The sequence below is a fragment of the Rhodococcus sp. T2V genome (assembly GCF_029269925.1).
GTDB classification, from domain to species: Bacteria; Actinomycetota; Actinomycetes; order Mycobacteriales; family Mycobacteriaceae; genus Rhodococcus_F; species Rhodococcus_F koreensis.
Map to the genome: position 1 here is coordinate 1 of NZ_JARJBD010000466.1, position 303 is coordinate 303.

General features: G+C 58.1%; 1 protein-coding gene. It reads right to left on the bottom strand.

Features of this window, described 5'->3' with window-relative positions; all coding sequences use genetic code 11:
- Positions 1 to 220: transposase (locus P3H15_RS54860; RefSeq protein ID WP_276144937.1), on the bottom strand; the 220-nt coding region annotated here is incomplete at its 3' end.
- Positions 221 to 303 lie beyond the last annotated feature (83 nt).

Below are 303 nucleotides of genomic sequence, written 5' to 3' on the forward strand. Positions count from 1 at the left end.
GCCGTTTCCACACCGTCTTCCAGGGGCCGAAATGCGCAGGTAGATCCCGCCACGGAAGCCCGGTACGCAGCCGGTAGAGCATCCCCTCCACCACGAGCCGGTTGTTCTGGAACTTCCGCCCCCGCAGCCCATCCGAAGTGGGTAACAGCAGCTCAAGCAACGCCCACTGCTTCTCGGTCAACACCTGATATCGATCAATCACCTCTGTCACAGCAAACATGTTGCCGCACAGCACCCCGAATCATTGGGAGACACGCCCTAGGTAGCTAAAGATGGCGTAGCCGGATTATTGAGTCAAGTTTG